Below are 25,625 nucleotides of genomic sequence, written 5' to 3'. Positions count from 1 at the left end.
GGTTATGAAAAATTCGGATTAGCCCCATTTGAGGATGCATGCATATGGAAAAAACAATTAATGAGGTCTTTAAAAAAAGGACAGACAAATACCAGGACAGGATTGCTGTTGAAAAAAAGCTAAACGGGGCCTGGGAATCCGCCTCCTGGGCCCAATACTATGATGCGGCAAGAGAGGCGGGCCTTGCGTTGAGATCGGTTGGGGTAGAAAAGGGGGACCGGGTTTCTATCTTGAGTGAAAACCGTCTGGAATGGCTCTATGCCGATCTTGGCACCCTTGGCACCCTTGGCATTGGCGGGGCAGTGGTGCCGGTGTACACCACCCTGCTCGCAGAAGAGGTGGGGTATATCCTTGAAAATTCAGGGGCCAAGGCTGTGTTTGTGGAAGATTCCGACCAGATGGAAAAGGTGCTGGCCTGCCTCAAAGATCTGCCTGAACTCAAAAAAATCATCTTAATTGAGGGCAGGGTTCCCGCGGATGCCGAGGATATTGTGGTGGGGTATGAGGAATTTGCCGCCCTGGGTGAACAACTCCACTTAAAAGACAAGGATAGTTTTGAACGCCTTGCACGGGAGGTGGAGCCCCAAGATCTTGCCACCATTGTCTATACCTCGGGCACCACGGCCCGGCCCAAGGGGGTGATGATCTCCCATAAAAATATCATGGCCATACTTAAAAGCCTTGCCTCTGTTAAGCCGACCTATTGTTTTGATACGGACCAGGTGGTGCCTTTTCTGCCCCTTTCCCACGTCTTCGGCAGGCTCACCGACCATTTTTTCGGCATGTACGTCGGGGGGACCGCCTCCTATGCCGAAAGCATTCTGCTCTTTGCAAGGGATGTGAAAGAGAAAAAACCCCATGTGATCCAGGCTGTGCCCAGGGTCTGTGAAAAGGTCTACCACAAGATCCTTGAAAAGGTGGAAGACCAGCCCCCTTGGAAGCAAAAAGTATTTTCCTGGGGCCATAAGATCGGGCTTATGCTGCTCCCGCCGTGAGCAGCATAAGCCCGTCTCTATTTTCCTGAATTTAAAATACAAGCTGGCCTATGTCCTGGTGTTCAAGAAACTGGCCGAGGCTTTAGGGGGCCGGGTAAGGTGGATGACGGCCTCGGGCGCGCCCACATCCCGGGATATCATTCTTTTTTTCAATGCCGCAGGCATTACCGTGGTCGAGGGCTACGGCATGACCGAATGCTGCGCCCCTGCCACCATGAGCCGGCTGGACAACTATCGTATCGGTACCGTGGGCAACCCGATCCCCGGCGTTGAGATCAAGATTGCCCAAGATGGTGAGATATTGATCAAAGGGGACAATGTCTTTGAGGGATATTCAGTAGTGTCCGGTTAGGTTGTTGCATATAAAAAGCATCTAAAATCATTGAAAAAACAGTCTGTTTTGTGTTGACAAATGTGCGTAAAAATTTTTGTGCGCCTTGAAAATTTAACTCAAGGAGCTCAAATGACGCACATCTCAGTCCCTAAAAAACAACTACGGTCCCTGAACTTTGACAATTTCAGGTGCCCTCTGATAAAGTCACTTTCAAAAGCACCGGAATTACAATCTCGAGGAGACCGCCCTTTAAAAATGACATTCGAAGACCAGATAAATGCTTTAGTTTATTTCCATCTTCAGGAGCACAAGTCTGCCCGACATTTAATTCAGGATCTCAAGGAGAATGTTTTTGCTAAAGAAAATATTGCGCCAAACGGTGGTATCAGCCGTAGTAGTTTCTGTGAAGCCATCAATCACAGGGGACTCGAACAACTGCAATTTATCTTTGAGGATCTTTATAAACAGGCTCTTGAGTGTCATCCGGGTGAACACGCCGAGTTAGGAGAGTTGGTTTCCATTGACGGTAGTCTCATAAATGCAGTCCTTTCAATGCACTGGGCGAACTACAGAAAAGGAAGTAAAAAAGCCAAAGTACATTGCGGATTTGACATTAATCACGGAATCCCAAACAAAATCTTTTTGACTGAAGGCAACGGCGCTGAACGCACTTTTGTTCCCAAAATACTTTCCAAGGGGCAAACAGGTGTTATGGATCGTGGATATCAATCCCATAAAGAATTTGACCTGCTTCAGGAGCAAGGCAAACATTTTGTCTGCCGTATAAAAACCAGGACAACAAGAACAATTATTGATAACCACGAGACCTCTTCCGACAGCTACATTTTTTATGATGCACTGGTTAAACTTGGTACTCCGAATCAAAACCAGACGAAAAGGCCTGTTCGGGTTGTTGGCTATAAAATTGCTGGCGTCAAATACTATGTGGCAACTGACAGGCATGATTTAACAGCGGAACAAATAGCAACAATTTATAAACTCCGGTGGACCATTGAGGATTTTTTCAAATGGTGGAAAGAACATCTGAAGGTATATCATCTCATTGCCCGCAGTGAATACGGCCTTATGGTTCAGATTCTTGGCGGCCTTATCACTTACCTGTTACTGGCAATCCATTGCCAAAAACAGTTTAATGAAAAGGTCACGATCAAAAGAGTTCGGCAGCTGCGAACCGCCATTCTAAATGACCTGTTTGGCTGCGAGGAGCAGGGCTCTCATAGTTCAAACAGGGACAATATTGTCAAAGATCAAAAAATTATTGAGCAAGCAAAAACCTAACCGGACATCACTGAGGGATACTGGAAAATGGAAGAAAAGACAAAAGAGGCCTTTAACGAGGAGGGCTATCTTTGCTCGGGTGATATCGGGGAGCTGGACCAGGGCTTTTTAACGATCACGGACCGGAAAAAGGATCTGATCATCACCTCCGGGGGCAAGAATATCCCCCCCCCCAGAAAATTGAAGGGGTATTTAAGTTTGATCCGCTGTTCGAGCATGTGATCGTCATCGGAGAACGGAGAAAATACCTCACGGCCATGTTCAATCTCAACCCGGACCAGGCAGTGCTTTTAGCCCAAAAACAGGGGATTGCCTTCGAGGACCCTGACGACCTTCTGGACAACAAAGCGTTTCTTAAGATTGTGGCAGATCATGTGGCAGAGCGGAACAGTCAGCTGGCCCGGTACGAAACCATTAAAAAATACAGGATTCTCATACAGGCCTTTTCCTCTGAGACAGGAGAGCTGACCGCATCTTTGAAGCTCAAGCGGAATGTGGTGATGACCATGTACGAAGATCTGGTGGAGTCCATGTATGCTGATGCAAACTAAAAAGGAGAGACCATGACCCGCAAAGTGGCCGTCTGTGCAATGGCGCAGATCAACAACCAGTCCGATTACAGGCATTTAAGATACCAGGGCATGCTCATGGACTGTTTTGAGTCCATTATCCACGAGACCCATGTCACCTTTGACATGGAAAAGGGCATCAGAAACGTGGTGACCTGTTCCGATGATGTGTTTGACGCCAGGACCATATCAGACGAGGCTATCACCGATGCGGTGGGCGCCCATTACCGGGGGGAGGAAAAAGTGGCCCAGGACGGGATTTCCGCCCTGGGATACGCAATGGCCTGCATTCTTTCAGGCCATGATGATCTTATTCTGGTTCTGGCCCATTGCAAGGAATCCCAGAGCGAGAGCCGGAACATGTGCACCAACCTGGCCTTTGATCCTTTTTACACCCGGGCCTTGGGCATGGATTATCTGAGTGCTTCAGGGTTCCAGGCCCGGGCCTATATGCAGGCCTCAGGCCTTGATGATGAGGATCTGGCCCGGATTGTGGTCAGATCCAGGCAAAACGGGGCCAAAACCGCATATGCCAGACCCAACGATATGGTCTCCATGGACCAGGTCCTGGAATCTCCCATGGCCGCAGACCCCATCCGCCGTCTGCACCAATACCCTGTGACCGACTGGGCCGCAGGATTTTTGCTCTGCTGTGAAGAACGGGCCCATGAGTTTACGGACACCCCGGTATGGCTCACAGGCTTTGGGTCGGGTATGGACCATTTTTTTTTAGGAGACCGGGATCTTGTGGCCAATGCCCCATTGAAACATGCCGCTGCCCGGGCCTATGCCATGGCCGGGATCGATGATCCTGCGGCCCAGCTGGATATTGTGGAACTCAACGATGCCTATGCATACCAGCTGCCCCTCTGGGCAGAGGGGGCAGGGCTTGCAGAACCCTGCCGGGGTAAAATTTGGATGGATCAGGGCGGGATGGATAGGTCTTGCGTGAATTTGTCCGGCGGAATGCTCAACGGCAATCCTTTGATGCTCGGAGGCCTTGCAAGAGCGGCCTATGCCGTGTCCCAGCTGAGAGGCGAGGCAGGAGAAAATCAGGTGGAATCGCCGCAAAGGGCTTTGGCCCACGGGACCACCGGCCCTGCAGGCCAGCACCATGCCGTGTTAATCCTTGAAAAATAAAGGCAGACCAATGAATAAAAAAAACAGACATGTGGGAATCGTGGGCATCGGGGAAACCAAATTTTCCAGCCACTGGGAGGATGTGAACCAGCCGGAAATGATCCATGAGGCGGTCAGGGCGGCCCTGGACGATGCCTCCATGACCATGGACGATATTGACTGCGTGGTCCACGGCAATATGGAACTCTTTGAAATGGTTCACCAGCCCGATCTCTGGCATACCCTGGGCACAGGGGCTGCGGGCAGGGATTCCTTTCGGCTGACCACCGGGGGGACCACCGGCGGCACTTTGGTGGCTGCCGCAGACAATCTCATTGCGTCGGGCATGTATGACACGGTTCTGGCCGTGGGGTTTGAAAAGCTCCAGGAGGGCCATACCACAGGGGGCATCACTAATATGGCCGATCCCCTCTGGGCCAGAAAGCTCCAATCCGGGGCGCTTACCGATTCGGCTGCGGTCAAGGCCATTTCAGAGTTCGGGGAAGATCGGGCCCGGCGGGCGGCCATGACCTATAGAATCATCATGGACAAGCATGCCTGCCTGAATCCCAACTCTCACAGGGCATTCGGTCTGGACTGGGATCAGATGGAAGATCTCATGGAAAATTCTCCCCCCCTGATCGGGGATCTGCGGCTCATCCACATGTTCTCCCAGTCGGACGGGGCCTGTGTGATGATTTTTGCCTCTGAAGAAAAGGCCCGCAAGATCACCCGAAATCCGGTATGGATCCGGGACCATGTCACGGTTCACCGGGAGGAGACCTTGAATCTCTGTGTTAATTATTACCCCAATGAAACCACCCACAGGTTTGCGGCCAAGACCCTGTATGAAAGAAATGGGATTACAGATCCGCTCAACTACTTTGATGTGTTTGAAATGTACGATCCTTCGGCCTGGTGGGGGGCGGACTGGATCCGGGATTTTTTCCTGCTTGAGGGGGATGAACATTTAAAGCTCATAGAAGACAAGGAGATCATGCTGGACGGATCCATGCCCATTAATCCTTCGGGCGGGGTGCTGGCTGCCAATCCCATCGGGGCCACGGCCATGGTCCGGGTGGCCCAGGCCGCCAGGCAGATCCGGGGGGATGCAGGTCCCCACAAGATTCAAAGGGATGTGGACCATGCCATTGCCTCCTCTTTCGGGGGCACCATGTGGACCATCTTGTTTATGCTTGAAAAGGAACTCAACTTCTAAGGAGCCTCAAATGGAAAATAAGATCAGGGTGGCAGATATTTTTAATACCATGGCAGAACGGTTCCGCCCAGAAGGGGCAGAGGGCATATCCGCCTCGTTTGGATACGAGATCAAAGACACAGGCGCCTGGACCCTTGAAATTGACCGGGGTAAAATGCGCCTGAGATCTGATTTGGCCGTAGACTGTGATGTAAAGATTCGGGCAGACAAGGATATTTTCATCGGCCTGAACACAGGCTCCGTGGATACCATGGAGGCCATTACCTCCCGTAAACTTATTGTTAAAGGAGATATGCAGGCCTTTTCAAGGCTGCCCGGAATGTTTAAAAAGATCATTCCGGGGGGCGATGAGGCCGACAATGACCAGGAACTTATCGTGCTGAAAAAAATCATTTCAGTGGACCAGAAATTTTCCACAGGTCCTGTGATGGGCAAATTTTTAAAGGTTTTAAAGGACAAAACCATCCTTGCCATCAAATGCCCTGAATGCGGCAGGCTTCAGTCCCCGCCCCGGGAGGTCTGCGCCGTCTGCAGGGTCAGAAATGACCACTGGGTAAACATCGGTCCCCGGGGTGAGATGCGGATGCTGGAATACTGCTATTACTCAAGTCCCGATCCTTTGACCGGGGAGGCCAGACAGGCCCCCTACGGTTCTGTGGGCATTCTTTTGGACGGGTGCAAAGATGAAGAGGTGTTCTGGCATCTTTTGCGCCCGGACCAGCTTGACCAGGTGAAAATGGGGATTGTGCTCGGGGAAAAGATTATTCCCGGCACGCGGTTAAGACCGGTGTGGGCGGATCACAGGACCGGATCCATAGAGGATATTCAATATTTTGAGATTGATGAATAACGGGGGAAAAATGAAACCACAAGAATCCAAAGACGCATATGTGATCCAGGGAAAACTGGCCCTGCCCTACACCTATTTTGCAGGCCGGACCGGCAGTTTCTTTTTAACCCAGATCCGGGACCACAGGGCCGTCAAAGGGGTGAAATGCCCTGACTGCAAAAAGGTGTACGTTCCCCCGAGGCAGACCTGCCATCTCTGCATGGCCGACATTTCTGACAACTGGGTGGATCTGTCCGGCAAAGGAACGGTGGTCAACCACACCGTGGTGAACTATCAAGACCGCCACCTGCCCAGAACGCCACCCTATATTCTGGCCATGATTCTGTTGGAGGGCACAGATACCCCCCTGGTGCATATTCTGGAGGAAATAGACCCGGACCAGGAGATTCAGGGGATGGAGGTGGAACCGGTGTTTAGCGACAAGACCACGGCCACCATCCTGGATATTGATCATTTTAAACCAACGAACCTGCAACCCTAACCCAGGTTCCGGCCCATACATCCGTTTGGCCGGGACCCCGATTTTCGGAGAAAATTCATGTCCATTATTTACGAAAAAAAAGATAAAATCGCCTATATCACCTTAAACCGGCCCGAGGCCCACAATGCACTGGATTCTGAAACCCTTGTCCAGCTCATTGATGCCTGGAAAAACTATCGGGACGATGATGATCTTCGCTGCGCCATTATCACGGGCACAGGCGATCATACCTTTTGCGCAGGCGCTGATCTTGCCAATCTCATCCCCCTTTTCACCGGGACCAAAACCCCTGAGACCGAAGCTGAAAAACGGGTCCAGGCAGATCCCCTCATGGTCCAGAAGGCCTGGCTCAGGGATCTTAACATTTATAAACCTGTGATTGCGGGCATCAACGGCCATGCCATTGCAGGCGGCCTGGAGCTTCTCTACGGCACAGACATCCGCATTGCAGCAGAAGGTTCCAGATTCGGGCTTCAGGAAGTTAAATGGGGGGTGTTTCCTGCAGGGGGGTCCAGTGTCAAACTGCCCCGGCAGATCCCCTATGCCCGGGCCATGGAAATGATGCTCACAGGAGAGCTGATTGAAGGACAAGAGGCCTTGGACATGGGGCTGATCAACCGTCTGGTCCCCAGGGACAAGGTCATGGAAGAGTGCGAACGCCTGGCAAAGATCATTGTTAAAAACGCCCCCCTTGCCGTGACAGCCATCAAAAAAGCCGTGATGACCAATGTCGGGCTTTCCATTGAAGAGGGCCTTAAAAATGAGTTTGACCTGGCTGTGCCCGTGTTTTTAAGCCAGGACGCCCAGGAAGGGTCAAAGGCTTTTAAGGAAAAGCGGTCACCGGTATTCAAGGGGATTTAATTTCATGACAATTTGGGTGGTTGTCTGGTGATGATCCATAAATGCAAGTTGTTGAGATGAGCGCGATTTTGGTTGTTTTATTATGCGCCCGTGCAGTATCAGGATCTGCTCAGGCAAAAGAAAAAGGGGACCATATGCAGGTGTTATCCTTAAAAGAGATGGAAAAAAAGCTGGGCAAAGAGATCGGCCTGTCCCAATGGTTCCCCATTGACCAGGAGCGAATCAATAAATTTGCCCGGTGCACCCTGGACAACCACTGGTCCCATGTGGATGAGGAGGCGGCCAGTCAGGGCTTTTTCGGAACCACCGTGGCCCAGAGCGGGCTGATTCTTTCCTTGCTCACCCATTTTCATGAACGGGTGATGGTGGTGCCCAAGGGCGCGGTCATGGGCATTTACTACGGCATGAACCGGGTGCGCCATCTTGCCCCGGTCCGGGTGGAGGTTCTGTTGCAAAAAAATATTTCCAGGACAAAGAGATCGTTCAGGCGTAAAATTTACGCAGCATAAGAAAACAGATTTTCGACGAATTCTTTCTGCTTTAAAATTTCTCCCTTCCTAATATTTTTAACTTGTCCTTTTCTGATCATGTTCATAATTTCATAGCCTTTTAGCGTCCGCCAGGCAGAATGAAATGTCTTGAACCCCATACCAGCTCTGACAAGCTTTTTGATAAACCGGTGGTCTTGCTCAATAATATTGTTCAGATATTTATTCTGTCTTAGGATACAGTCCTTATTCAGAAGCTTTTTTTCTTTCAAAGCCTTTACTGCCGGAGGATATGCAGGATTTCCGTCAACACTCAGAACCCGAGGTCTGGAGCTATTGGAAGCTCGCAGCATCTTTTTAAAAAATCGTTTGGCAGATTCCATATTACGTCTGCTGCGAAGAAGAAAATCGATGGTATTTCCACGGGAATCGACCGCTCGGTAAAGATACTTCATTTTCCCCCGCACCTTGATATATGTTTCATCAATACGGTAAGAATCATTTGATTGCCGCAGATACTTCCTGCTTCGCTTTTCCATTTCAGGAGCATAGCGCTGAACCCATCGGTAAATGGTACTGTGATCCACAGACAAGCCCCGTTCTTGCATCATCTCTTCCAGATTCCTGTAACTCAGTTGATATCTCAGATACCAGCGAACATTCAACAGGATGATTTCTTTTTCATAATGACGCCACTTGAAAGGGTTTTCATTTTTCATACTATCTCTCTGCAAACAAATTAGTGCCAAAACGGACTTGTATCAGACATTAATAATTTTTTGCAACAGAACCTAAAAAAGACCTTTGAAAAACTCAATGCTTATCTGCACCCTGTATCCCGCCGGTCATCCCACGCTTGACAGGGCTGTTTTTTATAGTATACAACCCCTGCCTATACAATAGATTGCGACCTTTTTGAAAAGGGCGGACAAAAACCGTCGGCAAAGGCCGTTTAAAGGAAAATTTTCATGAAAAAATATCTGACCATCAATACGTTCACGGCTTGTTTGAGGGTGTTTCTCCTTTGTCTGATCTGTTTCAGCCTGTCCCAGCCCGTGTTGGCCAATGAAACCAAGGCAATGCTTTTGACAAAGACCAGCCAGACCTGGAATGGCGCGGACCTGCCTGGGTACCCCCGGGGCGTCCCTGAAATCACCATTTTACGCATCAAAATCCCCGCCAACACCACCCTGCCCTGGCACCCCCACCCTGTGATCAATGCAGGGGTATTGATCTCAGGCGAACTCACCGTAACCACCCGGTCGGGCAAAACCCTGGTCATGAAAGCCGGTGACCCCATTGTTGAAGTGGTGGACACCTGGCATTACGGTAAAAACACCGGCAAAACAGATGCGGACATCATTGTTTTTTATGCCGGCACAAAGGGCGCGCCTGTTACTGTAAAAGAATAGGCAAACCATTTAAACGGCCATGAATTATCCGGGTTAAAATCCACCCAGAGACTTCACCTTGGCCTGGATCCGCTTTCTTGCGTCCAGAACGAATTTATAATTCCCCGGTTCAGGCTCCGGAATCTCCCAGATGATTGTCCTTTCCGGCAGGCCAAAATCCGTTGGCCGCTGATTTTTTGTTCCAATATAGACAACCCGGTCATGGGGGCTTAATTTCTCAAAGGCCTGGGCAAAATCTTCCGGAAAAAGAACAGACCCGTATTTGAGATCCAGGCCGCAGTCTGCCATGGCCTTGATCATCTCTTGTTTTGGCGGTTCTCCCGCCGTAAGTCCTGCAGCAGAGACCCGGATTCGGCCCTGGGCCTCTTCCTTTGCAAAGGCTGCAGCCATCAGGCTGCGGCTCCGGCCATGGTCGGAGACAAAAAACAGCTGTTTTTTATCCATCTCTTGGGACAGCACATGGGCGGCAGCCTCCTGGATTTCCTGGTCAAGCTCGGGCCTGACAATAATATCTCCGGCATCTTCCACCTTTTTATAGGTCAAAGAGCCTGTAAAATCAGCTGAAACAGCATCAAAAAAATACTTGGCTGTCAGTTCCACCCCTTCAAAAAGCCGCTTTCCCCCGGAGGCCGCCACAGAGAGCAAAAACCCCTGGCGGCTGAACCGGTCGGGATCCTTGAGACCAAGCTTGTATTTTCTGCCCCAGAACATCTGGCACCGGTCAATAAAGATTTTTGCCTGGGCCGAGACATTGTAAAAAAAAACAGGAGAGGCCAGTACCACCACATCCGCCTTTTTTATCATCTGATACCCAAGGATTTCCATCTTGTCCTTTAAGGGACAAAACCCTTTTTTTTCACAGACAAGCAACTCTTTGCACGGGCTGATGTCAAGGCCCGGGGTATGGATCACATGGGTCTTTGCCCCAAGGGCCTCACACGCCTTTAAAAAGGATGAGAGTAAAAATTGGCTGTTCCCGTTTTTCCGGGGGCTGCCCTGGATGCCCAGTACAAACATAGTGACCTCCTTTTTCCACGCCCCAAAATGTCCTAAACCGTAAAATTCTTTGGTGCATGAATAGTTATTTTCAGGCTGCCGTCTCGGGTGGTAACATATCCGGGTTACTCTTTTCTGGCCGCGGCCATGCCTTTTTCTTCATCCACAAAAACCAAAATAATACCGCCGATGATAAAAAACAGAACCACCACGGCAATGCCTGCCCGCTGGGAATCAAAGGCCTGGGTCAGCACCCCGAGAAGCAGGGGCCCTAAAAAGGCGGTCAATTTTCCGGAAAAGGCAAAAAATCCGAAAAACTGATTTTCTTTGTCCCTGGGCACGAACCTGCCCAGCAAAGACCTGGAGGCACTCTGGTTGGGCCCTGCAAAAAACCCCACCACCATACCCGCTACCCAGAACAAGGATTTACCCGGGGCCACCACAGCCAGAAGGGCGGCAAGGGCCAGGACAATATTAGAAATCTGAATGGTTTTCTTTCCCCCCAGCTTATCGTCAAACACCCCCATGATCAGCGCACCGATCCCGGCCGCAACATTCAGGGCAATGCCGAAAATCATGATCTCCTGAAAGGAAAACCCAAAGGTGCCTGCCGCATAGATTCCGCCAAAGGCAAAAATGGTGACCAGGCCGTCATTGTATATCATCCGGGCGATGAGCAGGGTGACAATCTCTTTGTAGTCTTGGATATCATGGAAGGTGGTTTTGATATCCTGGAAACTTGCCCGGACCAGGCTCAAGGTCCCTCTTGCCTTGGACAGGGCCGGTCTGGATTTGACAAAGACAAACAGGGGAAGGGCAAAAACGGCAAACCAGACGCCCACCAGCAGATTGGTGGCCCTGATATTTTCTCCTGCTGCCTTGGAAAACCCAAACCAGGGCACTTCAGGACTGACAAAGCCTGCCATGGCAATAAACATGGCGGCCATCCCCCCGATATAGCCGATGCCCCAACCGACCCCGGAAACCCGGCCAATGGTCTTTGGGGTGGAGACCTCCGGTAAAAACGCATTGTAAAACACCATGCCCAGCTCAAAGGCCACATTGGACAGAATAAACCAGGTCAATGCCCAATAGACCTGGCCGGGCATGACAAAATAAAGCAGGCAGGTGCCTGCAACACAAACCAGGGTAGAGACAAACAAAAAGGCTTTTCGCAGATGCCCCTGGTCGGCAATGGCACCTAAAAAAGGGGATAAAAAGGCCACCAAAAGGGCTGTGATGGTCACCCCCCGGGACCAGAGGGCGGTCCCGTAAATTTTATCCGGGGCAATGGCAGAAACAAAATAGGTCCCGTAAATAAAGGTCACCACCAGGGTGGTGTAGGCTGAATTGGCAAAATCATACATCACCCATCCGAAAATCTGCTTTTTGCTTGTCCGGTTGCTGTTCATCTCAGTTGATTCTCCTTAAGGTTAAAAGGGTAACACAGACCCCGGGTATAAAACGGGTCTTAAATCAGAGGTACCGAGCCAGGTGGTAAATGTGCTTACAGGGAGACCGGGACGGATCCGGGGAAGAGTCGGATCTGAGACCAGGCCTTCAAGGGAATGTCTTTGATTTTTGGAAAGCGCCATAACATTTGAGACCATGGACAGGATTGTCAGGGCAGATTCAAGGGTCTGATCCACTATGGTCAACAGGGTTGTTGAGACCTTTTCCCGGGTGCAGGGATCCTGGTAATGGATCTCTTGGCTGAAAAAATCCAGGCAGACCGGCTCCCTGAAGGGATAAACCAGACTGGTGATCTTATCCGGCAAAGGCCGCCCCTTTTGGCTGAACCATGCCATGGACTTTTTGATGCCCGGGGATAAAAACAGGGATTGGATTCCCCTGTGCCAGTTCAGGGAATGACCCACAGCCTTTATCGGCAGGGAGTCCAGGGCAAAAAGACCGGCCAGGTATCCCCCCAGTGCCTGTTTGGAAATTTCAACTGATTTGACCACATGGTCCAGCCGGGTCTCCCCCGGGTAAAGGTGATAAAAATGTAGGTCCATGGCGGTTTCAAAGAGCCTGTGTCTGGCGGTTGCCCCCTTGTGAACCCCGTCCATGCCTGCATAATAGTAGACCAAAGGATGGAACTGGGTATCTGAGACAAGATGGCAGATCACCCCGGCAGCCAGGGCCAGGGCCGGTTCTGACCTGTTACGGCTCAAAAATTTCAGCACAGGTAAAAGCGCCCTTGAACAGGTTCTGTGAAAGGGCTGGCTCAAGGCCTGGACTCGTTCCCGGCCAGGACCGGCCAGATAATAAAAAGGGATATCCGGGGTCACCGCCCCCAGGGTAAAGAGCCGGGGATAGTTTTTAATGGGGGTGTAGAACAAAGAAGTTTCAGGAACAGCCCTTCCCAGGCAGCGGGCCAGGGCAAAATGGGTGATCTCCTTGGGCATGGGAATCCTTTTTTTATTCCAGGTATTGGGCAGTGTATCCCAGCCTGCCCTGATTATACTCATAGATTCTAAAACAGGCCTGACGACCGTATTTTTCCACCACAGGCCCTGACACGTAAAGGGGAATCTTTCCCAGCCAATGGAACTCATCCCGGTGAAAATGGCCGGCAATCACGGCCTGAACCTTATGGTTATCCAGCAGGGTCTGCCAGCGGGCCTTTAAACCGGATGTCCACCCTTCATGAAATGAGTTTTTATAAAAATCCGCCACACTGGGGGCATGATGAAACAAAATCACGGGCTTTGTCCCGGCCTGTTCCAGCTGGGCCTGGACCGCCTCAAAGGGATCATACCCATTTAAGGATACTCCCTGTTCAAGGGGGTCTGTATAGGCAAACACCAATCTCACCCCGTGAAGGTCAACCCCCGAGATCAGGGGGCCAAAATGCCGGGTCCAGGCCTCTTTACCTTTAAGGGGCTGGTTCAGGTTAATCTCATTATTGCCTGCCAGAAAATAGACGGGCGGCTTCAAGGCCCTGAATATCTTTGCAGCCTCGGCCACGGCAATTTCATCCCCTTGAACAATCCGGTCGTAGACATCCCCTGTATGGACCACACAGGCAATCTCCATGGGCAGCTGGTTGATGGCGGCCACCACCTTTTTTGTCCGGACCCCATTTTCTTTTATGCCCAAATGGGTGTCTGTGATCTGGACAAAATAAAATTGGCCATGACCGGCAGACAAATATGCAGGCAAAACAAAGCAAAAGACCAATGCCAGTATCCACGAAAAAACCCTTTTTTTTCTCTCACCCATGGGCCTGCTCCAGATCCAGCAAAAATTGTTTTACCCCAAGACCGCCCCCAAAGCCCGTGAGACTGCCGTTTTTTCCGATCACCCGGTGGCAGGGCAGAACAATGGGGATGGGGTTTTTGTTGTTGGCCATGCCAACAGCCCTTGCCGCCTTTGGATTGCCCACCCTTGCGGCCAGCTGTCCGTAGCTTAGGGTTTCTCCATAGGGAATCTGGGCCAGTGCCTGCCAAACCCGGGTTTGAAACGGGGTCCCCCTTAGTTGTAATTTTAAATCAAAGGTTGTCAATTGACCCTGGAAATAACGGTATAATTGTTTTTTAGCCAAGTCAAATCCAGCGGTGTCATATACTCAGTCAGGATCTTTTTTTGTCTTTCCCTCTGGAAAGACGATCCCTTCAAGGCAGGATTCACCGTAAACAAGCAGGCGGCCCACAGGGGAATCAAAATAAGAATAACGCATCATATTTATTTCATAGCAGATAAACCATATGGATGCGAGAAATTATCATGAAATTTTCGGGTTAGCCCCTATTGATGATGATCCCATGGGATTTTCCAAACTCCATAATCTGTTCAGGCTTAAATTCCCCCTTTAGATAGGTCTCTCTGAAGGCCGGGACCGAAAGCATGTACAAAATATAGGACAAATGCCCTGAATATCCGGTATGGTCCAGGGTTTGGAGTTCTTTGATGGTCTCGTCGGCCAGGGCCATGACCTTTTGGCTGACCCTGGGGGGATGATCTTTGGAACAGACATGAACTGAATATATTCTGCGGCAGGAAAAGGGACGGGCCTCATAGATCATACAGGCATTATTTTTCATTAAAAAAGGGCAGGCAACCGTTTTATTGTTTTCCCGGAGTTTAATCTCCTGGCGAAAAAGCCGGGTCAGGGTTTTCTGGCGGGCCTTGGGCAATTTTTCCATGGCGGCTCGGATCCTGAGCCCTTCCAGGGTGGTAATATCAATTCGGCCGGCCTCTTTACAGCAAAACCCGCATCCCCGGGTACAGGCCTGTCCCTGTTTCAGGGCCAAGGTCTTTTCTTCAAATGAGCGGTAGATCTCTTTTAACACGGGTATCTTTTCTTTCATCACGTCCATATCTATTTAATGTCTGAATCAAAATATATTTCCGGCAGCTATTATGGGCATTCTGGAAGCCCGTGGCAAGCCATAAATGGACACCTTTTGATCTGGTTTGCAAATTCTGATTTACGGCTCTGGCATCACCGGGTTACGGCCTTTGCCTGCAAAAGATAAAAATCCGCCTCAACAAGGCCCTGCTCAAGGGAGGTGTTATTCAGCCCCCATGGCCTGGCCCCCCCGTCTGTCCCCAGACCGGAAGCTGTTCCCAGGATCTGTTCTCCGAAAAACAGCCCTGGAGTTGGATTGTCGTTATCCTCCTGGTCCATGGCGGTTCCGGCTGCCATCCGTTGTTGAATTTCCCTGGCAATCATTTTTTCAACAACACTTCGCTGTTCCGGATCCATCCGGCCCAGATCTTCTTCGGTCAATCCCATTTCCATAAGAATCTCTTCTCTGAGTTCTTTTATCCGCTCTTCCTGAAGTTTTTTAAAAAACCCGATAAACCCTTCTTTTTTGAGGGTGTTCACATCATTTTCAAGGTCCTTGGACGCTTCAGGCCTTGAAAACGCCTGAATCTCTTTTGACAGACTGGCTGCAAAACTTTGGGTTGAAATTTGCTGTTTGGCTTCAGCCTGGAATTTAAGCTGGCTGATGCCCTGAATGCTCATTTTGGTTTCAACTGCCATATGTTGGTTCCCTTTTATTCATTAGAATCAAAACCTGAAATCTGCGGCCCTATAATGGTTAGTAGTATGCAATATTTATCCCAACCCTTAAAACCCTGACTAAAGGTGTGGGCACCGGCGCCGATCCCGCCCTTTAGCAACGTCTCTTTGTCTGAGATTCTCGTTTGCCGCCAGGCAGATTTTTCCCTTTCCATCGGCACAGGCCAGGGTTGTCCATGACCTGTTCTTGACAAGAGGGGATCAGATCAGTAAGTTTTTATGGTTCTGTTGCAAAAAATTATTAATGTCTGATACAAGTCCGTTTTGGCACTAATTTGTTTGCAGAGAGATAGTATGAAAAATGAAAACCCTTTCAAGTGGCGTCATTATGAAAAAGAAATCATCCTGTTGAATGTTCGCTGGTATCTGAGATATCAACTGAGTTACAGGAATCTGGAAGAGATGATGCAAGAACGGGGCTTGTCTGTGGATCACAGTACCATTTACCGATGGGTTCAGCGCTATGCTCCTGAAATGGAAAAGCGAAGCAGGAAGTATCTGCGGCAATCAAATGATTCTTACCGTATTGATGAAACATATATCAAGGTGCGGGGGAAAATGAAGTATCTTTACCGAGCGGTCGATTCCCGTGGAAATACCATCGATTTTCTTCTTCGCAGCAGACGTAATATGGAATCTGCCAAACGATTTTTTAAAAAGATGCTGCGAGCTTCCAATAGCTCCAGACCTCGGGTTCTGAGTGTTGACGGAAATCCTGCATATCCTCCGGCAGTAAAGGCTTTGAAAGAAAAAAAGCTTCTGAATAAGGACTGTATCCTAAGACAGAATAAATATCTGAACAATATTATTGAGCAAGACCACCGGTTTATCAAAAAGCTTGTCAGAGCTGGTATGGGGTTCAAGACATTTCATTCTGCCTGGCGGACGCTAAAAGGCTATCAAATTATGAACATGATCAGAAAAGGACAAGTTAAAAATATTAGGAAGGGAGAAATTTTAAAGCAGAAAGAATTCGTCGAAAATCTGTTTTCTTATGCTGCGTAAATTTTACGCCTGAACGATCTCTTTGTCCTGGAAATATTTTTTGCAACAGAACCCTTTTTTATATAAACAGGACGATGATCCTGAAAAGAGTGTGGCCTGAATTGTCCTTTGGACAGAATGTATCGTAACAACAGGGCGTTTTTTTGTCCTGGTCAGGAGAGGTTGTGTTAAAAAAAATAATTGAAATGACGCTGATTTTGATTTTGGTTCAGGCAGTGGCGGGCTATGCCGGAGACCCCCTTGATTTAAAAGAGAGTGCCCCCCCCCCGCCTGTGGCTGTCTCTTCGGAAGAGACCCTGAAAGAGAGCACCTCTTTGGAGATGCTTCATTCAATTGTCCGGCTTAAACAGAGTCTAAGAGAGCGGATGGTAGAAAAAAAGAAACTCATCCGCCAGGCAGATTCTGAAACGGAAAAAGGCTATCTGTCAGCAGAGCTGAAAAAACTGGATCAGCAATTGGCAGGCGCTGCCATGGACTTTGAACGGATTGCCACAGGCGTGGAGATCGGGCTGTTTGCCCAGAAAAAAACAGAGCAGTTTAACTGGAAAAATGAGCTTCTTTCTCTGGCTGAACCCGGGATCATGGAATTAAAACGTCTTACCGTAAAAGCCCGGCATAAAACCAAACTCAAGGATGAATTATCAGCCTACCAGGATCTTGTGCCGGTTGCGTTAAAGGCCCGGACCCGGATAGAGGCATTGATTGAGCGGGCCCAGGACCCGGTCCTGGAAAAAAATCTTAAAGAGCTGCTGCCGGAATACAAAGGGGTTGAAACCCAAATCAAAAGCAAATTAGATCTGGTCCGGCTCCAACTGGCTGAGATCGAGCGTGAAGAGACCTCCCTCATTGACAGTACCCAGGATTCTGTAAAACGGTTTTTCAAAACCCGGGGATTGTTTCTTTTCATTGCTGTGGCCGCCTGCATCGGGGTGGTTTTATTTTTAAGGTTTTTATTTTTGAGCCTGATCCGGCTTGTGCCCGGCTACCGTTCAAAATACAGGCCCTTCCACATCCGGATGCTGGAACTCATATACCGGGTCATGAGCATGGGCATGGCACTGCTGGCCGTGATCATGGTCTTTTATCTTTTTGAAGACTGGGTCCTGCTTTCCCTTGCCATTATTTTTCTCATGGGGGTGGGCTGGGCCACCAAGCAAACCCTGCCCAAATTTGTGAACCAGAGCCGGCTGATGCTCAATATCGGAGCGGTAAGGGAAGGCGAACGGATGATCTATCAGGGGGTTCCCTGGATGGTCAAGCAGATCAATCTGTATACCCTTCTTGTCAATCCTGCCCTTGGGATTCAGCTTCGGGTTCCCATTGAAGTGCTGATGGATAAAACCTCCCGGGCGTTTCACCCCTCTGAACCCTGGTTTCCCTGCCGGAAAAATGACTGGGTGATCCTGGCCGACGGAACCCGGGGCGGCGTCATCAGCCTTTCCCATGAAACCGTGGAGCTGGTTCAGCGGGGCGGGGCCCGTAAAACCTACCAGACAGGGGATTTTCTTTCCCTTTCGCCTTTGAATCTTTCGGTAAACTTCAGGCTGAAAATACCCTTTGGCATCTCTTACGGCCTTCAGGCCGAGGCCACAGTTCAAGTGCCTGAATTGCTGGCTGCCCATATCCAGAAACAAATAGAGGCAGAAGGGTATGAAAAGGATTTGCTCAACCTGAGGGTGGAGTTTGCCGAGGCGGGCGCCTCGTCCCTGGATCTGGTGGTGATTGCCGATTTCAAGGGGGATATGGCGCCCTTGTACAATCGATTGTCCCGGGCCATCCAGCGCTGGTGCGTGGACGCCGCCACCCAACATGGCTGGGATATTCCCTTTCCCCAGATGATGATTCACCAGGCAATTTGAACGAAATTTGTGTAATTCCCTTGACTTTACAAGGACTTATATGAATACTTTCTCCAAAGGATGGGCGATTAAGCCGCATATTTCACGGATTGATTTGTCAGTTTCTGACCTCCAGGTTATGAAATATTCGGGTTAAGCCCTTGGCTTGGGGTTGAACTCAAAAGAGAGGAAAAGGCCTATGAATCTGAGTTCCCACCTTTTAGGAGACCTTTTGGTCAGCATGGAGATGATTTCACGGGACCAGCTGGATCAGGCCCTGGCGCTTCAGGCCAGCCGGTCAGCACAATTGGGCCGGATGGACCGGCGTAAAATGGCCATGGCCCTTGAAGTGGGGTTTATCATTAATTCCACCTTGGATCTTGGGGATGGGTTCTGTTGCAAAAAATATTTCCAGGACAAAGAGATCGTTCAGGCGTAAAATTTACGCAGCATAAGAAAACAGATTTTCGACGAATTCTTTCTGCTTTAAAATTTCTCCCTTCCTAATATTTTTAACTTGTCCTTTTCTGATCATGTTCATAATTTCATAGCCTTTTAGCGTCCGCCAGGCAGAATGAAATGTCTTGAACCCCATACCAGCTCTGACAAGCTTTTTGATAAACCGGTGGTCTTGCTCAATAATATTGTTCAGATATTTATTCTGTCTTAGGATACAGTCCTTATTCAGAAGCTTTTTTTCTTTCAAAGCCTTTACTGCCGGAGGATATGCAGGATTTCCGTCAACACTCAGAACCCGAGGTCTGGAGCTATTGGAAGCTCGCAGCATCTTTTTAAAAAATCGTTTGGCAGATTCCATATTACGTCTGCTGCGAAGAAGAAAATCGATGGTATTTCCACGGGAATCGACCGCTCGGTAAAGATACTTCATTTTCCCCCGCACCTTGATATATGTTTCATCAATACGGTAAGAATCATTTGATTGCCGCAGATACTTCCTGCTTCGCTTTTCCATTTCAGGAGCATAGCGCTGAACCCATCGGTAAATGGTACTGTGATCCACAGACAAGCCCCGTTCTTGCATCATCTCTTCCAGATTCCTGTAACTCAGTTGATATCTCAGATACCAGCGAACATTCAACAGGATGATTTCTTTTTCATAATGACGCCACTTGAAAGGGTTTTCATTTTTCATACTATCTCTCTGCAAACAAATTAGTGCCAAAACGGACTTGTATCAGACATTAATAATTTTTTGCAACAGAACCGTCCAGGGTATTGTCAAAAATCATGGGGGTGATATCCAGGTGAAAAGCCGACCGGGAAAAGGCACTGTTTTCAAGGCATATTTCCCGGTTATTAAAACCGCGGCTGAACCTGAGGAAAAAACAAGGGCTGAGCCAATTGTCGGAGGAACAGAACATGTGCTGCTGGTGGATGACGAGATTATCGTGGCCGATGCCACCCGGGGCCGGCTTAATGCGCTTGGGTACCGGGTAACCATTGAAACAGATTCTGTCCAGGCCCTTGAGCGATTCCGGCAGGGTCCCGGGGATTATGACCTGGTGATCACAGACATGACCATGCCTGGCATGTCAGGAGAGAAAATGGCCAGGGAAATCATGGGTATTTGTCCCAAGATTCCGGTTATTTTATCCACGGGATTCAATCCAAAAATTTGTGAGCAAAAGGCTTTGGAAAAGGGGTTTGCAGCATTTTTAACCAAACCTGTGGCCCTCAGGGACATGGCCATGGCCCTTCGCCGGGCCCTTGATGGACTTGATAAAAAAGATCTGCCGTGAAATATCCGGGACAGATTCAGGCAGAAGCCCTTTTTCTGCCCGGGTCATGAACTGCAGGAAAGCATGGAACATCCGGGCCTGTGCCGGGCCCATTCCGGCCTCTTTTCGGCAAATTTTTCGTTTTTATCCTGTTCGTCATAGGGGTGACGGAGAATATCCAGCAATTTTTTTACCCGGGAAAAATCGCCCTGTTCAGCCCGGTCAATGGCGGTTTGTGCCAGATAATTTCTAAGCACATATTTGGGGTTGACTTGGTTCATTTTTTTCTGCCGAATTTTTGGGGGGATCTTTTCTTTTTTCAGCCGCTGTCCGTAAATCTTTAACCAGGCAAAAACCTGTTCCAGATAATGTTTATCTGCCCGGTCAGGCAGGTAAAGGCTGGAACGCCAAAACCCGGGGAGCTGGTCTTTGTCACTTTTTTTATCAGGGTCAAACCGGGCAAGGTTCCGGAAAAAAAGGGTGTAGTCGGTTTCAACACTTTTGAGCAGGTCTGTCAGGGCCGTGATCATGGCAGGATCTGTATGGGGATCATATTGGAGTCCTAATTTTTCTGCCATCATCTTTTGCCATTTTTTCGTAAAAGAGGCGGAATGGTCGGAAAGGGCCTCTTCCAAGGGGGCCGGGTCCGCCATGACCAAAGCAATGGCCTGGGCAAGGCGGATCAGGTTCCACACGGCAATTCCGGGCTGGTGTTTAAAGGCGTACCGCCGGGTCTGGGCATCTGTGGTGTTGGGGGTCCAGTCCGGATCATAGTTTTCCAGCCATCCGTAAGGGCCGTAGTCAATGGTCAACCCCAGAACAGACATATTGTCCGTATTCATGACCCCGTGGACAAACCCCACCCGCATCCAATGGAGAACCATGTTCATGGTGCTGTGGCAGATTTCCCTGAACCAGGCGTCATAATCTTTGGGAGTAAGATGGGGAAAATCAATTTCAATGGTATAATCCATGAATTGCCGGAGCAGGTCAGACTCCCCTCTGGATGCCAGGATTTCAAAATTGCCGAAACGGGTGAACGAGGGGGATAATCTGGTGACCACAGCTCCGGGTTCCTGTTTGGGATGGCCGTCATAGAACATGTCCCGCTCCACTGCTTGTCCGGTCAGGACCAGGCTCAAGGCCCGGGTGGTGGGCACCCCCAGGTGAAACATGGCCTCGGAACATAAAAATTCCCTGACCGAAGACCTGAGCACAGCCCGGCCGTCGGCACGCCTGGAATAGGGGGTGGGCCCGGCCCCTTTGAGCTGGATCATCCACCGTTGTCCTGCCCTGTTTATAACCTCTCCAAGGTTGATGGCCCGGCCGTCGCCCAGCTGTCCTGCCCAGCTTCCGAATTGGTGGCCGCCATAGCACATGGCAAAGGGGTCCATGCCGGGCAGGACACGGTTTCCTGAAAATATTTGGGTAAACTCTTTGGATGTTATGGCAACCTTGTCCAGGTCGATGAGGTCGGCCCCTTCCCTGGAAACGGCCGCCAGAACCGGAGACTCTACGGCGCTGGGCAGAACGCTTGAATAACATGCCCCCCTGACCTGGCGGATGAAATTATTCGGCTCAGGGTCCCGGGGCAGCGAGCGGGTAAAGGAATTGTCAAAATTTAAGCCTTGAAAAAAAACGGGCAAGGGATGGGGTGTCATGGCATTTCCTCGAATTTATTTTAGGTTTACCTAACACTATAAGCATCCATCTATGTGTTTTCAATGGGGAGATCCTGAACCGACTCGATCATGGTATTGAGTTTTTCAACATGGGCGGTCTCTTCCTGGATAATTTTATTGAGTCCTTCCCGGCTGCTGCCGGACTCAATAAAGGTCTCTAAAAACTCGTAAAACAGGATGGTGTCATTTTCAAACATAATAAAGGTTTTGATCATCTGCGCCTGGGTATTGATCTTTGAAAAAGCCACCTCGTCCAGGGAAAGGGTATTTTCCCCCATCATCTCTTTTAATACATCGGGAAGCATGACCTCAAGGTCTCCCCCATCTTTGGGCAGGCGTCTTTTTTGATCCTGAAACCAGGACCGGTGGGAGTCTTCCTCATCGGCCATCCATTTGAGCAGGGTTTGAAGGTCTTTTTTTTCTGTTTTTTTCATGGCCCGGCAATACACGGCTTTTCCGTTTTCTTCCATCTTAAGGGCAATATCAAAGAGATCGTTCAGGGTAAACATGGCAAAGGTCCCTAAATTATTGATGATGGCAAGAGTGTTTATTATCCTATATCAGGTTAAGGCATGGGAGTGCAAATTTTAACATTGGATTTGGTTGAACTCAAACTTTGCAAAATGGAAAATTCTGTCTTTTTATTGAAAATATCTGGCTTGAAATCAAGTTTTTTCCTTTTTGCCAAGACCCTAAACAGATTCGGCTAAAATGAGCCCTCTGTCCTCGGGCGGCTGATATTCGGGATCCAGCCATGGGTTTTTGGTTAAATATCGTTAAATTACTTCCTTTTTTGGCAAAAGTATTGATTTTTCATAGTAAAAACCCTATAGAGGCTATACACACTCACACAAAATCTTATTGAATATTGGTCATGGAACAAATTTTTGAAAAAATAAAGGGTTCTGTTGCAAAAAATTATTAATGTCTGATACAAGTCCGTTTTGGCACTAATTTGTTTGCAGAGAGATAGTATGAAAAATGAAAACCCTTTCAAGTGGCGTCATTATGAAAAAGAAATCATCCTGTTGAATGTTCGCTGGTATCTGAGATATCAACTGAGTTACAGGAATCTGGAAGAGATGATGCAAGAACGGGGCTTGTCTGTGGATCACAGTACCATTTACCGATGGGTTCAGCGCTATGCTCCTGAAATGGAAAAGCGAAGCAGGAAGTATCTGCGGCAATCAAATGATTCTTACCGTATTGATGAAACATATATCAAGGTGCGGGGGAAAATGAAGTATCTTTACCGAGCGGTCGATTCCCGTGGAAATACCATCGATTTTCTTCTTCGCAGCAGACGTAATATGGAATCTGCCAAACGATTTTTTAAAAAGATGCTGCGAGCTTCCAATAGCTCCAGACCTCGGGTTCTGAGTGTTGACGGAAATCCTGCATATCCTCCGGCAGTAAAGGCTTTGAAAGAAAAAAAGCTTCTGAATAAGGACTGTATCCTAAGACAGAATAAATATCTGAACAATATTATTGAGCAAGACCACCGGTTTATCAAAAAGCTTGTCAGAGCTGGTATGGGGTTCAAGACATTTCATTCTGCCTGGCGGACGCTAAAAGGCTATGAAATTATGAACATGATCAGAAAAGGACAAGTTAAAAATATTAGGAAGGGAGAAATTTTAAAGCAGAAAGAATTCGTCGAAAATCTGTTTTCTTATGCTGCGTAAATTTTACGCCTGAACGATCTCTTTGTCCTGGAAATATTTTTTGCAACAGAACCATAAATATCACAGACTCCCGGTGATTGAGAATAGCGAACCCATCGGCATTGTGTACATTTCTGATATTTATTTTCACCTTTTTGCAAGGGACGGCCTGGTCAATCAGAGAAAAGCCGAGGCCAATTGAGAATGTCTGGAATCATTTTAGCACACTGCCGTAGAGGAGAGATTAATGGGCCTGCTTAACCTGCTGATTAAAGATCCGTTGGCTTTTATTGTTATTGCCGTGCCGCTTTTGTATGCCATTATTTTTCATGAGCTGGCCCACGGCTGGGTCGCTTTTCGCATGGGTGATCCCACAGCCAAGCGGCTGGGCCGCTTAAGCCTTAACCCGCTCAAGCACCTTGACCCTGTGGGCACCACCATGCTTTTTATTTTCGGATTTGGCTGGGCAAAGCCTGTGCCGGTGAACTTCAACCAATTGCGTGACAGGCAGATGGGGATGATTGCGGTTGCTTCTGCAGGGATTATCGCAAATATGATCTTGGCCTTTATGGCGCTTTTTATAGATCGGCTGCTGGCCCCTTCGGGTATGGTGGAACTGCTTTTTTATTATTTTGCCAGAATCAATATTATCCTGGCTGCCTTTAATTTGATTCCCCTGCCCCCTTTGGACGGGTCAAAAATTCTGATGGGGTTTGTTTCACCGAGAATTCAAAATTATCTGTTCCGTCTTGAGCGGTATGGATTTTTTCTGATTATCGGGCTGTTGTATCTGGGGGCGCTCAACCCTGTGATTCATTTTTTTCAAGAGATGATTCTCGGGTGTATTAACTTTTTGCTGCCTTGATTGGGATCAGGGCCTTTGGGGCTTAGTTGACCTTAAAGGCGTTCCGGCCCGAGGCCTTTGCAAGGTACAATGCCTGGTCTGCCGACTGGATCAAGTGGGTGGCATTGGTCTTTTTGTTCGGGATCACCGTGGCCAACCCCAGGCTGATGGTGACATGGTCGGTTGTCTCTGAATGTTCATGGGTGATGTTCATTTTGTCTATGGTGGTCAGCATCCGTTTGGCAATGAGAACCCCGCCCTTCTGGTCTGTTTCCGGCAGGATGGCGGCAAATTCCTCCCCCCCGTACCGGGCAATGGTGTCCACATCCCTTAATATGCTTTTATCCAGGCCTTTGGCCACTTTTTTAAGACAATCATCCCCAATGACATGACCATAGGCATCGTTATAGGCCTTGAAATGGTCGATGTCGGCAATGATAAGGGTTAAGGGGGTTTTGCGCCGCCGTCCCCGCTGCCACTCCCTGACCAGGGTCTCATCGAAAAACCGTCGGTTGGGCAGATCGGTGAGCCCGTCCAGAGACGAGAGCTGCCGCAGTTTTTCATTGGACTCTTCCAACTCGTATTTCAGGGCTTGAAGCTCTGCCACCCGGGCATCCAATTCCTTTGTTTTTTCTTCGAGAAGCTGGCGCTGGTTGTGAAGTTCTATAAAAATTTTTACCTTGGACGTCAATACATCGGTTGCCAGGGGCTTGAACAGGTAATCCACTGCCCCTGACCCATATCCCCTGAAGACATGGGCCTCTTCCTTGTTGACTGCCGTAACAAAGATAATGGGGATGTTTTTGGTCCGCTTGTTGCCCCGCAACAGGGTGGCGGTTTCATAACCGTCCATCACAGGCATCTGGACATCTAAAAGGATAAGGGCAAACTCATGGTCCAATGTCTTTTCTAAGGCTTCATGCCCGGATTCCGCCCGGATGACATCCAGATCGGGAGAATCAAGCACCTGTTCAAGCGTGAGAAGATTTTCAGGCCGGTCATCAACAATGAGGATACACGATTTTTTCATTTGAAAGGGTTTTCATTTTTCATACTATCTCTCTGCAAACAAATTAGTGCCAAAACGGACTTGTATCAGACATTAATAATTTTTTGCAACAGAACCCTTTTTTTTCCTCTCGTCATCACCTTGAGCGGTGTTTAAAATCCAGAACAAGCCATGGGTTGAGCATTGGCC

The 25,625-nt window shown here is 48.9% G+C and carries 30 protein-coding genes and 1 pseudogene; 19 read left to right on the top strand and 12 right to left on the bottom strand.

From position 1 onward, the window contains the following. Positions 1-44 precede the first annotated feature (44 nt). The 11 genes from HUN05_02605 (at position 45) to HUN05_02555 (ending at position 8,236) form a co-directional block, all read left to right on the top strand. The gene (locus tag HUN05_02605; protein WDP84185.1) at positions 45-995 is read left to right on the top strand and encodes an AMP-binding protein; all 951 of its coding nucleotides are present in this window, start codon (positions 45-47) and stop codon (positions 993-995) included. 103 nt (positions 996-1,098) lie between these two features. Continuing rightward, positions 1,099-1,347: an AMP-binding protein gene (locus HUN05_02600; protein ID WDP87893.1), complete on the top strand. Its 249-nt coding sequence runs from the start codon at positions 1,099-1,101 to the stop codon at positions 1,345-1,347. A gap of 111 nt (positions 1,348-1,458) precedes the next feature. Next, a complete protein-coding gene (locus HUN05_02595; protein ID WDP87892.1) occupies positions 1,459-2,628 on the top strand; it encodes an IS4 family transposase in 1,170 nt (389 codons plus the stop codon). 27 nt (positions 2,629-2,655) lie between these two features. Continuing rightward, a complete protein-coding gene (locus HUN05_02590) occupies positions 2,656-2,850 on the top strand; it encodes an AMP-binding protein (protein ID WDP84184.1) in 195 nt (64 codons plus the stop codon). Further along, a complete protein-coding gene (locus tag HUN05_02585; GenBank protein WDP84183.1) occupies positions 2,847-3,179 on the top strand; it encodes a hypothetical protein in 333 nt (110 codons plus the stop codon). Before HUN05_02590 ends, HUN05_02585 begins: the two co-directional genes overlap by 4 nt. A gap of 12 nt (positions 3,180-3,191) precedes the next feature. Continuing rightward, entirely contained in the window at positions 3,192-4,337 is a 1,146-nt protein-coding gene (locus HUN05_02580; GenBank protein WDP84182.1) for a thiolase family protein, read from the top strand. 10 nt (positions 4,338-4,347) lie between these two features. Further along, positions 4,348-5,535: a hypothetical protein gene (locus HUN05_02575; GenBank protein WDP84181.1), complete on the top strand. Its 1,188-nt coding sequence runs from the start codon at positions 4,348-4,350 to the stop codon at positions 5,533-5,535. Positions 5,536-5,545: 10 nt separating this feature from the next. Continuing rightward, the gene (locus HUN05_02570; protein WDP84180.1) at positions 5,546-6,385 is read left to right on the top strand and encodes an SCP2 sterol-binding domain-containing protein; all 840 of its coding nucleotides are present in this window, start codon (positions 5,546-5,548) and stop codon (positions 6,383-6,385) included. Between the two features lie 10 nt (positions 6,386-6,395). After that, the gene (locus HUN05_02565; protein WDP84179.1) at positions 6,396-6,866 is read left to right on the top strand and encodes a Zn-ribbon domain-containing OB-fold protein; all 471 of its coding nucleotides are present in this window, start codon (positions 6,396-6,398) and stop codon (positions 6,864-6,866) included. 57 nt (positions 6,867-6,923) lie between these two features. After that, positions 6,924-7,727 (top strand): enoyl-CoA hydratase/isomerase family protein, encoded by an 804-nt coding sequence (locus HUN05_02560; GenBank protein WDP84178.1) that lies wholly within the window; start codon positions 6,924-6,926, stop codon positions 7,725-7,727. Positions 7,728-7,861: 134 nt separating this feature from the next. Further along, entirely contained in the window at positions 7,862-8,236 is a 375-nt protein-coding gene (locus HUN05_02555; protein WDP84177.1) for a MaoC family dehydratase, read from the top strand. Here the strand turns inward: HUN05_02555 and HUN05_02550 are convergent. Next, positions 8,224-8,934 carry an IS6 family transposase gene (locus tag HUN05_02550; protein ID WDP84176.1) on the bottom strand — a complete coding sequence of 237 codons (711 nt, stop codon included), beginning with the start codon at positions 8,932-8,934 and terminating at the stop codon, positions 8,224-8,226. The two genes, HUN05_02555 and HUN05_02550, sit on opposite strands and share 13 nt — an antisense overlap. A gap of 249 nt (positions 8,935-9,183) precedes the next feature. Here HUN05_02550 and HUN05_02545 point away from each other — a divergent pair, with 249 nt between their 5' ends. Next, positions 9,184-9,627, top strand: a complete 444-nt coding sequence (locus tag HUN05_02545; protein ID WDP84175.1) for a cupin domain-containing protein — start codon at positions 9,184-9,186, stop codon at positions 9,625-9,627. A gap of 33 nt (positions 9,628-9,660) precedes the next feature. Here the strand turns inward: HUN05_02545 and HUN05_02540 are convergent, their stop codons facing one another. The 7 genes and pseudogenes from HUN05_02540 to HUN05_02510 all read right to left on the bottom strand — a co-directional run bounded on the left by HUN05_02540 (position 9,661) and on the right by HUN05_02510 (position 15,616). After that, on the bottom strand, positions 9,661-10,644 hold the full coding sequence (locus HUN05_02540) for an NAD(P)H-dependent oxidoreductase (protein ID WDP84174.1): 984 nt from the start codon (positions 10,642-10,644) through the stop codon (positions 9,661-9,663). A gap of 104 nt (positions 10,645-10,748) precedes the next feature. Beyond that, positions 10,749-12,035: an MFS transporter gene (locus HUN05_02535; protein WDP84173.1), complete on the bottom strand. Its 1,287-nt coding sequence runs from the start codon at positions 12,033-12,035 to the stop codon at positions 10,749-10,751. A 21-nt stretch (positions 12,036-12,056) separates the two neighbouring features. Then, complete coding sequence (locus HUN05_02530) at positions 12,057-13,094, bottom strand: zinc dependent phospholipase C family protein (GenBank protein ID WDP84172.1); 1,038 nt, start codon at positions 13,092-13,094, stop codon at positions 12,057-12,059. Beyond that, a complete protein-coding gene (locus tag HUN05_02525) occupies positions 13,045-13,848 on the bottom strand; it encodes a metallophosphoesterase (GenBank protein WDP84171.1) in 804 nt (267 codons plus the stop codon). The genes HUN05_02530 and HUN05_02525 overlap by 50 nt, the downstream gene beginning before the upstream one ends. Further along, positions 13,841-14,308 (bottom strand): annotated as a pseudogene (locus HUN05_02520) (methylated-DNA--[protein]-cysteine S-methyltransferase). The gene HUN05_02525 and the pseudogene HUN05_02520 overlap by 8 nt, the downstream one beginning before the upstream one ends. Before the next feature lie 58 nt (positions 14,309-14,366). After that, positions 14,367-14,936, bottom strand: coding sequence for a YkgJ family cysteine cluster protein (locus tag HUN05_02515; GenBank protein ID WDP84170.1), 570 nt, complete (start codon positions 14,934-14,936; stop codon positions 14,367-14,369). Positions 14,937-15,070: 134 nt separating this feature from the next. Continuing rightward, the gene (locus HUN05_02510; GenBank protein ID WDP84169.1) at positions 15,071-15,616 is read right to left on the bottom strand and encodes a hypothetical protein; all 546 of its coding nucleotides are present in this window, start codon (positions 15,614-15,616) and stop codon (positions 15,071-15,073) included. Positions 15,617-15,949: 333 nt separating this feature from the next. Between HUN05_02510 and HUN05_02505 the strand changes: the two genes are divergently transcribed. The 3 genes from HUN05_02505 (at position 15,950) to HUN05_02495 (ending at position 18,937) form a co-directional block, all read left to right on the top strand. Further along, positions 15,950-16,660 (top strand): IS6 family transposase, encoded by a 711-nt coding sequence (locus tag HUN05_02505; protein ID WDP84168.1) that lies wholly within the window; start codon positions 15,950-15,952, stop codon positions 16,658-16,660. 185 nt (positions 16,661-16,845) lie between these two features. Then, the gene (locus HUN05_02500) at positions 16,846-18,519 is read left to right on the top strand and encodes a hypothetical protein (GenBank protein WDP87891.1); all 1,674 of its coding nucleotides are present in this window, start codon (positions 16,846-16,848) and stop codon (positions 18,517-18,519) included. A gap of 178 nt (positions 18,520-18,697) precedes the next feature. Next, positions 18,698-18,937 (top strand): hypothetical protein, encoded by a 240-nt coding sequence (locus HUN05_02495; GenBank protein ID WDP84167.1) that lies wholly within the window; start codon positions 18,698-18,700, stop codon positions 18,935-18,937. A gap of 3 nt (positions 18,938-18,940) precedes the next feature. Here HUN05_02495 and HUN05_02490 read toward each other — a convergent pair whose 3' ends face one another. Then, positions 18,941-19,651: an IS6 family transposase gene (locus HUN05_02490; GenBank protein ID WDP84166.1), complete on the bottom strand. Its 711-nt coding sequence runs from the start codon at positions 19,649-19,651 to the stop codon at positions 18,941-18,943. Between the two features lie 112 nt (positions 19,652-19,763). Between HUN05_02490 and HUN05_02485 the strand changes: the two genes are divergently transcribed. After that, positions 19,764-20,258: a response regulator gene (locus tag HUN05_02485; GenBank protein WDP84165.1), complete on the top strand. Its 495-nt coding sequence runs from the start codon at positions 19,764-19,766 to the stop codon at positions 20,256-20,258. Between the two features lie 44 nt (positions 20,259-20,302). Here the strand turns inward: HUN05_02485 and HUN05_02480 are convergent, their stop codons facing one another. Both HUN05_02480 and HUN05_02475 read right to left on the bottom strand, forming a co-directional pair. After that, entirely contained in the window at positions 20,303-21,898 is a 1,596-nt protein-coding gene (locus HUN05_02480) for a YdiU family protein (protein ID WDP84164.1), read from the bottom strand. A gap of 50 nt (positions 21,899-21,948) precedes the next feature. Then, a complete protein-coding gene (locus tag HUN05_02475) occupies positions 21,949-22,428 on the bottom strand; it encodes a ferritin family protein (protein WDP84163.1) in 480 nt (159 codons plus the stop codon). A gap of 465 nt (positions 22,429-22,893) precedes the next feature. Here HUN05_02475 and HUN05_02470 point away from each other — a divergent pair, with 465 nt between their 5' ends. Genes HUN05_02470 through HUN05_02460 form a run of 3 tightly spaced genes read left to right on the top strand, consistent with a single transcriptional unit; the run spans position 22,894 to position 24,448 of the window. Then, positions 22,894-23,604: an IS6 family transposase gene (locus HUN05_02470; GenBank protein WDP84162.1), complete on the top strand. Its 711-nt coding sequence runs from the start codon at positions 22,894-22,896 to the stop codon at positions 23,602-23,604. A 40-nt stretch (positions 23,605-23,644) separates the two neighbouring features. Continuing rightward, complete coding sequence (locus tag HUN05_02465; GenBank protein ID WDP84161.1) at positions 23,645-23,785, top strand: CBS domain-containing protein; 141 nt, start codon at positions 23,645-23,647, stop codon at positions 23,783-23,785. A 45-nt stretch (positions 23,786-23,830) separates the two neighbouring features. Continuing rightward, on the top strand, positions 23,831-24,448 hold the full coding sequence (locus HUN05_02460) for a site-2 protease family protein (GenBank protein WDP84160.1): 618 nt from the start codon (positions 23,831-23,833) through the stop codon (positions 24,446-24,448). A 22-nt stretch (positions 24,449-24,470) separates the two neighbouring features. Here the strand turns inward: HUN05_02460 and HUN05_02455 are convergent, their stop codons facing one another. Next, positions 24,471-25,457, bottom strand: coding sequence for a diguanylate cyclase (locus HUN05_02455; GenBank protein WDP84159.1), 987 nt, complete (start codon positions 25,455-25,457; stop codon positions 24,471-24,473). Between the last annotated feature and the right edge of the window lie 168 nt (positions 25,458-25,625).

Origin of the sequence: Desulfobacter sp., assembly GCA_028768545.1 — a bacterium.
Lineage (GTDB): Bacteria > Desulfobacterota > Desulfobacteria > Desulfobacterales > Desulfobacteraceae > Desulfobacter.
The sequence above is the reverse complement of the archived record's forward strand: the minus strand, read 5'-3'. Positions and strand labels throughout refer to the sequence as shown.